Genomic DNA, 12858 nt, shown 5'->3' on the forward strand with positions numbered 1-12858 from the left:
GCTGTTACTAAAGCCAAAGGTACAAACTTTTGAAAGCAAATCACAACAGGTGCGCAAAAACACAGTGGAGCGTTCCAGCTGTTACTAAAGCCAAAGGTACAAACTTTTGAAAGCAAATCACAACGTATGTTTACCGATATCCTTACAATTTTATGCTGTTACTAAAGCCAAAGGTACAAACTTTTGAAAGCAAATCACAACCATTATCGCCAATCTCGGTTTCTTCTGATGCTGTTACTAAAGCCAAAGGTACAAACTTTTGAAAGCAAATCACAACCGTCTCCTGGTAGGATGAATTGAGGGATATGCTGTTACTAAAGCCAAAGGTACAAACTTTTGAAAGCAAATCACAACCTAGATCCGGATTACATTAAGAAAGAGTTAAGCTGTTACTAAAGCCAAAGGTACAAACTTTTGAAAGCAAATCACAACATATGATGTTATCATTCTCATCCAGTATTAGCTGTTACTAAAGCCAAAGGTACAAACTTTTGAAAGCAAATCACAACTATTTAAAAAAATACATAAAGATGGGCATAGCTGTTACTAAAGCCAAAGGTACAAACTTTTGAAAGCAAATCACAACACAAATCGTTGTGTACGTTTTTACCTCGGCGCTGTTACTAAAGCCAAAGGTACAAACTTTTGAAAGCAAATCACAACGTAAAATGAAACAAGGTATTTATAACAAAGGCTGTTACTAAAGCCAAAGGTACAAACTTTTGAAAGCAAATCACAACAGGTGCGCAAAAACACAGTGGAGCGTTCCAGCTGTTACTAAAGCCAAAGGTACAAACTTTTGAAAGCAAATCACAACGTATGTTTACCGATATCCTTACAATTATATGCTGTTACTAAAGCCAAAGGTACAAACTTTTGAAAGCAAATCACAACGTATGTTTACCGATATCCTTACAATTATATGCTGTTACTAAAGCCAAAGGTACAAACTTTTGAAAGCAAATCACAACGTATGTTTACCGATATCCTTACAATTATATGCTGTTACTAAAGCCAAAGGTACAAACTTTTGAAAGCAAATCACAACGTATGTTTACCGATATCCTTACAATTATATGCTGTTACTAAAGCCAAAGGTACAAACTTTTGAAAGCAAATCACAACGTATGTTTACCGATATCCTTACAATTATATGCTGTTACTAAAGCCAAAGGTACAAACTTTTGAAAGCAAATCACAACGTATGTTTACCGATATCCTTACAATTATATGCTGTTACTAAAGCCAAAGGTACAAACTTTTGAAAGCAAATCACAACGTATGTTTACCGATATCCTTACAATTATATGCTGTTACTAAAGCCAAAGGTACAAACTTTTGAAAGCAAATCACAACGTATGTTTACCGATATCCTTACAATTATATGCTGTTACTAAAGCCAAAGGTACAAACTTTTGAAAGCAAATCACAACGTATGTTTACCGATATCCTTACAATTATATGCTGTTACTAAAGCCAAAGGTACAAACTTTTGAAAGCAAATCACAACGTATGTTTACCGATATCCTTACAATTATATGCTGTTACTAAAGCCAAAGGTACAAACTTTTGAAAGCAAATCACAACGTATGTTTACCGATATCCTTACAATTATATGCTGTTACTAAAGCCAAAGGTACAAACTTTTGAAAGCAAATCACAACGTATGTTTACCGATATCCTTACAATTATATGCTGTTACTAAAGCCAAAGGTACAAACTTTTGAAAGCAAATCACAACGTATGTTTACCGATATCCTTACAATTATATGCTGTTACTAAAGCCAAAGGTACAAACTTTTGAAAGCAAATCACAACGTATGTTTACCGATATCCTTACAATTATATGCTGTTACTAAAGCCAAAGGTACAAACTTTTGAAAGCAAATCACAACGTATGTTTACCGATATCCTTACAATTATATGCTGTTACTAAAGCCAAAGGTACAAACTTTTGAAAGCAAATCACAACGTATGTTTACCGATATCCTTACAATTATATGCTGTTACTAAAGCCAAAGGTACAAACTTTTGAAAGCAAATCACAACGTATGTTTACCGATATCCTTACAATTATATGCTGTTACTAAAGCCAAAGGTACAAACTTTTGAAAGCAAATCACAACGTATGTTTACCGATATCCTTACAATTATATGCTGTTACTAAAGCCAAAGGTACAAACTTTTGAAAGCAAATCACAACGTATGTTTACCGATATCCTTACAATTATATGCTGTTACTAAAGCCAAAGGTACAAACTTTTGAAAGCAAATCACAACGTATGTTTACCGATATCCTTACAATTATATGCTGTTACTAAAGCCAAAGGTACAAACTTTTGAAAGCAAATCACAACGTATGTTTACCGATATCCTTACAATTATATGCTGTTACTAAAGCCAAAGGTACAAACTTTTGAAAGCAAATCACAACGTATGTTTACCGATATCCTTACAATTATATGCTGTTACTAAAGCCAAAGGTACAAACTTTTGAAAGCAAATCACAACGTATGTTTACCGATATCCTTACAATTATATGCTGTTACTAAAGCCAAAGGTACAAACTTTTGAAAGCAAATCACAACGTATGTTTACCGATATCCTTACAATTATATGCTGTTACTAAAGCCAAAGGTACAAACTTTTGAAAGCAAATCACAACGTATGTTTACCGATATCCTTACAATTATATGCTGTTACTAAAGCCAAAGGTACAAACTTTTGAAAGCAAATCACAACGTATGTTTACCGATATCCTTACAATTATATGCTGTTACTAAAGCCAAAGGTACAAACTTTTGAAAGCAAATCACAACGTATGTTTACCGATATCCTTACAATTATATGCTGTTACTAAAGCCAAAGGTACAAACTTTTGAAAGCAAATCACAACGTATGTTTACCGATATCCTTACAATTATATGCTGTTACTAAAGCCAAAGGTACAAACTTTTGAAAGCAAATCACAACGTATGTTTACCGATATCCTTACAATTATATGCTGTTACTAAAGCCAAAGGTACAAACTTTTGAAAGCAAATCACAACGTATGTTTACCGATATCCTTACAATTATATGCTGTTACTAAAGCCAAAGGTACAAACTTTTGAAAGCAAATCACAACGTATGTTTACCGATATCCTTACAATTATATGCTGTTACTAAAGCCAAAGGTACAAACTTTTGAAAGCAAATCACAACGTATGTTTACCGATATCCTTACAATTAAATGCTGTTACTAAAGCCAAAGGTACAAACTTTTGAAAGCAAATCACAACGTATGTTTACCGATATCCTTACAATTAAATGCTGTTACTAAAGCCAAAGGTACAAACTTTTGAAAGCAAATCACAACGACCTGTTTGCACATATACATTAGAAAATGCTGTTACTAAAGCCAAAGGTACAAACTTTTGAAAGCAAATCACAACGTAAAATGAAACAAGGTATTTATAACAGATGCTGTTACTAAAGCCAAAGGTACAAACTTTTGAAAGCAAATCACAACCGTCTCCTGGTAGGATGAATTGAGGGATATGCTGTTACTAAAGCCAAAGGTACAAACTTTTGAAAGCAAATCACAACTAACAGCTTTCAGCTTTTCGAATACTTCATGCTGTTACTAAAGCCAAAGGTACAAACTTTTGAAAGCAAATCACAACTCAGTGACATCTTGACCGAGTAGGTCTGCCGCTGTTACTAAAGCCAAAGGTACAAACTTTTGAAAGCAAATCACAACGTAACTGAAAATAAGAAGACCACATTTGTGCTGTTACTAAAGCCAAAGGTACAAACTTTTGAAAGCAAATCACAACAGCAAGTCGGGATGACAGGATTTGAACCTGCTGTTACTAAAGCCAAAGGTACAAACTTTTGAAAGCAAATCACAACCATATCAAAATCGATATATATGTCAGTGACGCTGTTACTAAAGCCAAAGGTACAAACTTTTGAAAGCAAATCACAACGTCCTGTTTGCACATATTCCTTTTCATATGCTGTTACTAAAGCCAAAGGTACAAACTTTTGAAAGCAAATCACAACCAGATGGAGACTTGAAAGTAATACCCTACAGCTGTTACTAAAGCCAAAGGTACAAACTTTTGAAAGCAAATCACAACAAAAATCTTTTCAACCATTTTCCCGTCGATGCTGTTACTAAAGCCAAAGGTACAAACTTTTGAAAGCAAATCACAACGATAACTTCAAGGCCCCACGTACTGCAGGTGCTGTTACTAAAGCCAAAGGTACAAACTTTTGAAAGCAAATCACAACCGATTGCCGGTTGAAGATTCTCGACAAAACGCTGTTACTAAAGCCAAAGGTACAAACTTTTGAAAGCAAATCACAACGGGGTCTCCCTTTTCCCGGACGAATTGGCGGCTGTTACTAAAGCCAAAGGTACAAACTTTTGAAAGCAAATCACAACCGTCCGGTCAAGAGCTTGCGATCATATTCGGCTGTTACTAAAGCCAAAGGTACAAACTTTTGAAAGCAAATCACAACAACTTCTTGTAACTTTAATGCATATGCGNATTCTCTTCTACACTTAAAATTCCGTTTGAGCTGTTACTAAAGCCAAAGGTACAAACTTTTGAAAGCAAATCACAACCATTAGTTACAAATGATATAGCAACGGAATGCTGTTACTAAAGCCAAAGGTACAAACTTTTGAAAGCAAATCACAACTGGAGTTCACAAGAACGAATCTGATAAATGCTGTTACTAAAGCCAAAGGTACAAACTTTTGAAAGCAAATCACAACCCATGCCTTTGCATCAATAAGCACCTGATTGCTGTTACTAAAGCCAAAGGTACAAACTTTTGAAAGCAAATCACAACAGATTAAGAGCATTTATTAAGATACTAATTGCTGTTACTAAAGCCAAAGGTACAAACTTTTGAAAGCAAATCACAACAGATGTTTACCGATATCCTTACAATTTTATGCTGTTACTAAAGCCAAAGGTACAAACTTTTGAAAGCAAATCACAACCATTATCGCCAATCTCGGTTTCTTCTGATGCTGTTACTAAAGCCAAAGGTACAAACTTTTGAAAGCAAATCACAACCGTCTCCTAGTAGGATGAATTGAAGTATATGCTGTTACTAAAGCCAAAGGTACAAACTTTTGAAAGCAAATCACAACCAGATGGAGACTTGAAAGTAATACCCTTAAGCTGTTACTAAAGCCAAAGGTACAAACTTTTGAAAGCAAATCACAACGTATGTTTACCGATATCCTTACAATTTTATGCTGTTACTAAAGCCAAAGGTACAAACTTTTGAAAGCAAATCACAACCATTATCGCCAATCTCGGTTTCTTCTGATGCTGTTACTAAAGCCAAAGGTACAAACTTTTGAAAGCAAATCACAACCGTCTCCTAGTAGGATGAATTGAAGTATATGCTGTTACTAAAGCCAAAGGTACAAACTTTTGAAAGCAAATCACAACCAGATGGAGACTTGAAAGTAATACCCTTAAGCTGTTACTAAAGCCAAAGGTACAAACTTTTGAAAGCAAATCACAACGTATGTTTACCGATATCCTTACAATTTTATGCTGTTACTAAAGCCAAAGGTACAAACTTTTGAAAGCAAATCACAACCATTATCGCCAATCTCGGTTTCTTCTGATGCTGTTACTAAAGCCAAAGGTACAAACTTTTGAAAGCAAATCACAACCGTCTCCTAGTAGGATGAATTGAAGTATATGCTGTTACTAAAGCCAAAGGTACAAACTTTTGAAAGCAAATCACAACCAGATGGAGACTTGAAAGTAATACCCTTAAGCTGTTACTAAAGCCAAAGGTACAAACTTTTGAAAGCAAATCACAACGTATGTTTACCGATATCCTTACAATTTTATGCTGTTACTAAAGCCAAAGGTACAAACTTTTGAAAGCAAATCACAACCATTATCGCCAATCTCGGTTTCTTCTGATGCTGTTACTAAAGCCAAAGGTACAAACTTTTGAAAGCAAATCACAACGTATGTTTACCGATATCCTTACAATTATATGCTGTTACTAAAGCCAAAGGTACAAACTTTTGAAAGCAAATCACAACACATATTCCCAAAGACGCTTGGAGGTGGTTGCTGTTACTAAAGCCAAAGGTACAAACTTTTGAAAGCAAATCACAACACATATTCCCAAAGACGCTTGGAGGTGGTTGCTGTTACTAAAGCCAAAGGTACAAACTTTTGAAAGCAAATCACAACGCAAAGGTCGTGGCGCAAAAGTGTTGGGAGGCTGTTACTAAAGCCAAAGGTACAAACTTTTGAAAGCAAATCACAACACAGAATCAATCGGAGCTATGTTGCAGCTTGCTGTTACTAAAGCCAAAGGTACAAACTTTTGAAAGCAAATCACAACTATGCCAGTAGCCTCTTAGGGCATAATAAGGCTGTTACTAAAGCCAAAGGTACAAACTTTTGAAAGCAAATCACAACACCGATTGTAGCAAGAACTAAACCAATAGAGCTGTTACTAAAGCCAAAGGTACAAACTTTTGAAAGCAAATCACAACCCTTATTGGCAGCAACCACTATCCAGCTATGCTGTTGCTAAAGCCAAAGGTACAACTTTTGAAAGCAAATCACAACCAAAGATATGTTCGATATTATTTGGTGCGAGCTGTTACTAAAGCCAAAGGTACGAACTTTTGAAAGCAAATCACAACTAATAAACACGATTATGAATATACTTGTATGCTGTTACTAAAGCCAAAGGTACAAAGCAACGGAAAAATGAGGTGTTATCTGTTTCTGCTCCAGTATATTTTGAAGCTCTGGTAAGCCCAGCAAGTATATATACAATAGCCCTTATGCCTATAGAAATAGGTGTGAAGCTTCTGTTGCTATCATTCTACTTGTTTTGAATTTATCAGATTCCGAATAAGGATGCTTTTTTGAACGCTTTCGTTTATTTATTTCACATAAATCCTTTTTGCATCCGGAAATACTCAAATTGGTTTTTCGACAGTGACAAGTTAATTTTCTCCGGCCAGTCGAAGATCTTTTCATGGTGAGTCGAAGATCTTCGACCCGCTAGGAAAAGATCTTTTACCCACTGGAAAAAATTAAGCCGAGAAGCGCGAAATCCAGACATATCAGTATGGGGAACAAGGAAAGAATATATCTCATCGTAAAAATGAATGTTAACTGCCTTAGATAAATAATCTTGATGGCAAAGCATGGCATTGTGATAATCTTTTTGATTTATATTTTGGTAAATTGGTTGCATAAAGAAAGTAGTTAGGCGGAATATATTTCATATATTTATTTTGTTATTAAAGATTTTTTTACATCTTTGCGCTAATTCTCATGAAAATAAATATTGAGAACAATCTTATCTTCACAGATAGATGGAAAAGAATAATTCGATAGACGATCTTTTTAGAAGAATAGCCTTTAGAGATGATGATCTGGCGTTTAAAGAGCTGTTTTTCAGCTTTTATCCTTCTCTTTGTGTCTTTGCGGGCAGATATATATTCTCCCCTGAAACATGTGAAGATATTGTTCAGGATACGTTTTTCAAACTCTGGAAAAACCGGAAAACCATTGAAATAACCTCTTCTTTTCGTAATTTCTTGATAACTACAGTGAAGAATAATTGTACGGATTATCTTCGTAGAGAGTCGGTACAACAGAATTATGTTAGGAAGCAAGCAGCCTCTTCGTTAAATGATGATACGCCGGAAGAAATTTATACTGTTAGAGAATTGGAAGAATTACTTCGTATTGCTTTGGAAAAGATGCCGGAAAATGTGCGAGTCGCATTCGAAATGAGTAGACTGAAAAATATGAGTTATACCCAGATTGCCCAGGAGATGGCCGTATCTCCAAGAACAGTTGAATCTTATATCAGCAAGGCCTTAACTATATTAAGAGTAGAATTGAAAGACTATTTCCTTCTTCTCCTTCTTCTTTATCCTGGATTCTTTAATAATTAACAAATATTAACTCGGGGGTTCTTTTTAATCTACGTCAAGTTAATATAAAAAATGAAAAAATACGAGATGCGGTAATTGTATAAACTTTTTTGTATGGAATTCAACGAGGCGCATATTTTAGCTTATATAAAAGGAGAACTTTCCGAAGATGCTCAAAAAGAATATGATGAACTTCTACAAACATCACCTGAATTTCGTATGAAAGTAGAGGAAATCCGATCTTTTTATTCTTTGTCCGAAGACCTGGATAAACAAAGGAATATTGATACTTTGTCTGCATGGGAAAAATTGCATCGGAAAATGATGTTTTTTTCTTTTATACAGAGAACAAAGAGTGGGATACAGACCGTTGCAGCGATTGTTTTGCCTCTGTTTCTACTTTATCAATATGTTTTAAGGCCCGTATCAGAACCGAAAAATGATGAACTTATAACCCTTTTTTCAGCCCCGGGAGTGATAACAAAGACGATGCTTCCGGACGGTAGTGAAGTATGGTTGAATGCACAAAGTGAATTATCATATCCACGCGAATTTATTGGGAAAGAGCGTACGGTAAAACTTTCCGGTGAAGCTTATTTCAAGGTAGTCTCTGATCGAAAAAATCGTTTTAATGTACTTACGCCTTATAACACGATGATAAGCGCTTTTGGAACGGAGTTTAATGTAAATGCTTATCCGGAAGAGGAGGATTCCCAGATAACTTTAGCTCGCGGAAAAATTGAAGTGGTTGCGTCTAATTCAGGACAAAAAGAGATGCTTCAGGAAGGACAAAAAATTATTTTATCCTCTCAAACAGATAAAATGAAAATAATACCGGCTGATGTTTATGTGGAAACAGCATGGAAAGATGGAAAATTGGTTTTTCGTCGCGAAAAACTCAGCACGATAGTTAAAAAACTATCTCGTAAATATGGGGCATCCATCCAACTTAGTGGGGAAACCGTAAATGATTATGAATATACGGCAACATTCGCGAATGAAACATTGGAAGAGATACTGGATTTGTTGATGCGCTCAGCTCCGATCACCTACTCAATAACGAAACGAGAACAGCTAAGTAATAATACTTTCAGTCAGCCAATCGTGAAAATTAAGCATAAATAGAAAAACTTTGTATTCAGAAACCGTGTAGCAATAGTATCATTCAAAGGAAAGGAGGAGATCAATGAAGATAAAATAAAGTGTATATATAATTTATATAAAACGGGAGAATGCGGAACACCCTCCCGAAAATTGTTCGCTTTTTGGAAAATCTCACCTGACCAATAAGCAAACAGGGCTATTAAATCAGTATTAATCTAATAACGATGTGAAATTTATGAATAAATTATCAATTGTCCAAAAAAGACTATTTTTTTATTCCTTGCTAAATAAAATCCCAATCACTATGAGGATAATAATTGTGTTATTATGCGCTTTTGTTTTTCAAATGAAGGCAGAGCATATGTATTCCCAGCAGACAAAAGTTTCATTGGATATACAAAATTCATCTCTTGAAAAAGTACTGCAGACCATAGAAGAGAAATCAGACTACTATTTTCTGTATAACAGTAAACTAATAAATGTAGACCGCAAAGTCAATATTCATGTTAAAAATGAGACGATTGCATCCGTGTTAGATAAGTTATTTAATGGGGAGAATGTGAAATATGAAGTAAAAGAATCTCAGATTATCCTTTCTCCGAAAAATATGGGGAATACAACTCCAGAATTTGGGGTAATGCAAGAGCAACGTAGAGTTATAAAGGGTAAAGTTACGGATGAAGGCGGGGAACCGATTATTGGCGCTAATATCTTGGAAGTAGGTAATAATTCAAATGGCACTGTAACGGACGTTGACGGTAATTTTTCTCTGAATGTTGCAATGAATGCTAAGATCCGTGTTTCTTATATAGGTTATTTAGAACAAGATATAAGTATAGGAGGGAAGACGACCTTTGATATTGTTTTACGAGAAAATACAAAAACGTTGGATGAAGTGATCGTTGTTGGTTACGGAACGCAGAAAAAAGTAAATATGACCGGTTCTATTACTGCGATTAAGGCAGATGATTTGAGCACGATTGCGACGCCCAATCTCTCTAATACCTTGGCCGGAAGGGCGCCAGGCATAAACATTACGGGAAATTCCGGATTGATGGGTTCTTCATCAGAGATTCGTTTTCGTGGCGGATTTGGAGACCCTCTTTTTGTTATTGACGGAATCATACGCGACAAAGCGGCTTTTGATGCGTTGGAAGCCAACGAGGTAGATCAAATGAGTTTCCTGAAAGACGCCGCGACAGCTTCTATCTATGGTTCGCAAGCTGGAAACGGGGTTGTTTTGGTTACGACAAAATCGGGAGGAACGACCGTTCAAAAGCCTATTTTTAATTACCAAGGTTCCTATACTTTCTCAGCACCTACGATGGAACTGCTTTCAGATAAAACAACTGCAATTGATGAGTTAATTTATCAGAATCGGGTTGCGGAATTTCAGGGGAATAAAGCTCCTAACGGAGATGTCGAATTTGCTTATTTTGCAGATAAAAATTATAACGTTAATGATTATATCTGGCAAACCCCGTGGAATACCAAACATTCACTAAATGTGAGCGGGGCAAGTGATAAAATTTCCTACTATGCTTTAGCAAGTTATATCGGGGAAGAGGGTTCTTACAAGCATCTTGAAAATGAAAAATTCAACTTACGCTCAAATGTTACTGCTAAGATCACAGACTATATAAAAATGAATTTAAATATAGCCGCAAATCAACAAAACCAACGCCGTTTTTATTGGCCCTTTTCCGGAGATGATGAACAAACCGTTGGAGATTTATACCGTTGTACTTTTAACTGGCCTAAAACGTATCCTTTTTATCTATATGCGGATGGTACTCCGGCCAATGAAATAACGGAATACCCCGTACAAACGCCAATGGGTAGTTGGCAGGCATGGAGTGTAATAGATCAGGTAATAAGTGATGAGCGTTATATTAAAACCCGTCAACGTGAAATGAATACAATCCTTTCTTTTGATGTGAATTTGGACTTTATATTGAAAGGACTAAGCACAAAATTTAGTGCAAACTATATAGGCAATGATTATTCACGTAAGAAATATATGACATATCAAAAAAATTATGTGTGGACACCAAAAAATGCAGATGAGAATCGCTTTATACCGGCTCCTCCTAATCCAGATAAGATTAATATATTCACGTTCTCCCAAAATCAGGAAAACTTACAATACGGTCTTCATTCATTATGGAGTGAACAACTGAACTGGTTTTTAAATTATAATCAAAGTTTTGGTAAGCATGATGTGTCAGGATCTCTGATCTGGGAACAAGCTTCGAACAGAGGTGAGAAGATTTATGTGACGGCAGAGTCTCCTTTAACCTATTTCGATCAACTCTTTGTTTATTCTACTGATTCGGAAAGGAGGTATGGAGACGGAAATGAAGTGAATGGAGGCCGCCTTTCTTGGATCGGACGTTTTAATTATACATATGATAAAAAATATATTACCGAATTTTCATTCCGCTATGATGGAAACAGTCTTTTCCCTGAAGAAAAGAGATGGGGCTTTTTCCCTTCGATTTCTGCAGCATGGCGTATTAGTTCGGAATCATTTATGGAAGGAACTTCTGATTGGTTGAATGATTTAAAGCTTCGCGCGTCTTATGGTACTGCAGGTAATGACTTGGATTTGGAGAAGACATTGGCTCAAAAACAAAATGTAAAGATAACTCCCTTTTCCTATATTCCCACTTACGTCTCCGGAAGTCCCTATATATTTGGCAGCAGCTTGAATCTCGGCATTAAACCCGGAGATACTCCCAATCCTTATATAACATGGGCTACTTCTAAAACGCTGAATGGCGGTTTGGATTTCTCCGTATTCAAAAACCGCTTGAATGGTTCGTTAGATGTTTTCTATAAAAAAGAATCGGATATCTTAGGAACACGTATTGTTACCCTCCCTGATACCTATGGACAGTCTTTAGCTCCGGAAAATTATGCCGAACGGTCTTGGCGAGGTTTTGAAATAAACGCTCAATGGAGAGATCGTATGCTTGACGGGCGCATACAATACAGTGTTTATGGAAATTTAGGTTATTCTCATGATCAATGGGATGTCTTGGATCAAACCGCTTTATATAAAGAAGGAGGTAATTTGGAAGATTTAGATGCCATTGGACATCCTTTGAATCGGATCATCGGGTTAAAAACGGTCGGAATGGTGCGTACGCAGGAACAATTGGATGAGTTGTTGGCTAAAGGTTTTACGCAATACGGACGTTCTCCTTATTTAGGCGGGTTGATTTTTGAAGATATACGTAGTGAAGGATATTCCAAAGGAGCTGACGGAAAAATTGATGGGAATGATATCCAATTATTATCAGATAAAGCTTCTCCCCGTATCAATTATGGTTTCGGAGGGAATGTTAGTTGGAAAGGTATATCTGTAGACGTTCACTTTCAGGGTGTAGGGGATTATGATCGTATCGTTAGCAATTTGGAAGGAGGCGGTTTTCGCCAGCATGGAGGTGCTATTCGTCCTTATTATCCGATATGGGCGGACGATGTATGGACTCCAGAAAATCCTAACGCTAAATACCCTCGCCCCGTAGGTCAAAACTGGTATGAATCGGGCACCGGCGTTCAATCCTTCTGGATAAGGAGTGGGGCTTATTTACGTTTAAAGAATTTGAATATTGGCTATGATTTACCCAAAAATATTGTTTCGATGTTCGGATTAATATCGGCACAACTTTTCTTTAACGGGTCAAACTTATTTGTAATTTCTCCCATGACCGAGTTTCATGATCCTGAACAGGATTGTTATGACTCTTATCCTCTGATGAAATCGTTTACTTTTGGCTTGAATGTTAAATTCTGATAAGATGAAAAAG

At 36.1% G+C, this 12858-nt stretch carries 3 protein-coding genes and 4 CRISPR repeat arrays; all 3 genes read left to right on the plus strand.

Features of this window, described 5'->3' with window-relative positions:
• Nucleotides 1–1202: a CRISPR direct-repeat array (repeat unit 47 nt; unit sequence GCTGTTACTAAAGCCAAAGGTACAAACTTTTGAAAGCAAATCACAAC).
• Between the two features lie 2109 nt (nucleotides 1203–3311).
• Nucleotides 3312–4432: direct repeats of the CRISPR family, unit length 47 nt; unit sequence GCTGTTACTAAAGCCAAAGGTACAAACTTTTGAAAGCAAATCACAAC.
• A gap of 136 nt (nucleotides 4433–4568) precedes the next feature.
• Nucleotides 4569–5920: a CRISPR direct-repeat array (repeat unit 47 nt; unit sequence GCTGTTACTAAAGCCAAAGGTACAAACTTTTGAAAGCAAATCACAAC).
• 183 nt (nucleotides 5921–6103) lie between these two features.
• A CRISPR array of direct repeats spans nucleotides 6104–6458; the repeat unit is 47 nt; unit sequence GCTGTTACTAAAGCCAAAGGTACAAACTTTTGAAAGCAAATCACAAC.
• Nucleotides 6459–7372: 914 nt separating this feature from the next.
• The 3 genes from BQ8014_RS01880 (at nucleotide 7373) to BQ8014_RS01890 (ending at nucleotide 12845) form a co-directional block, all read left to right on the plus strand.
• The gene (locus tag BQ8014_RS01880; RefSeq protein WP_080902877.1) at nucleotides 7373–7960 is read left to right on the plus strand and encodes an RNA polymerase sigma-70 factor; all 588 of its coding nucleotides are present in this window, start codon (nucleotides 7373–7375) and stop codon (nucleotides 7958–7960) included.
• Between the two features lie 93 nt (nucleotides 7961–8053).
• Complete coding sequence (locus tag BQ8014_RS01885) at nucleotides 8054–9064, plus strand: FecR family protein (protein ID WP_080902878.1); 1011 nt, start codon at nucleotides 8054–8056, stop codon at nucleotides 9062–9064.
• 283 nt (nucleotides 9065–9347) lie between these two features.
• Nucleotides 9348–12845, plus strand: coding sequence for a TonB-dependent receptor (locus BQ8014_RS01890; protein ID WP_234997956.1), 3498 nt, complete (start codon nucleotides 9348–9350; stop codon nucleotides 12843–12845).
• Nucleotides 12846–12858 lie beyond the last annotated feature (13 nt).

Source organism: Parabacteroides sp. Marseille-P3160 (assembly GCF_900162725.1).
Taxonomy (GTDB): Bacteria; Bacteroidota; Bacteroidia; order Bacteroidales; family Tannerellaceae; genus Marseille-P3160.

Excerpts from the sequence above, each read along its gene's own strand:
- BQ8014_RS01880 (WP_080902877.1), top strand. The coding sequence starts at position 7,373 with ATGGAAAAGAATAATTCGATAGACGATCTTTTTAGAAGAATAGCCTTT.
- BQ8014_RS01885 (WP_080902878.1), top strand. The coding sequence starts at position 8,054 with ATGGAATTCAACGAGGCGCATATTTTAGCTTATATAAAAGGAGAACTT.
- BQ8014_RS01890 (WP_234997956.1), top strand. The coding sequence starts at position 9,348 with ATGAGGATAATAATTGTGTTATTATGCGCTTTTGTTTTTCAAATGAAG.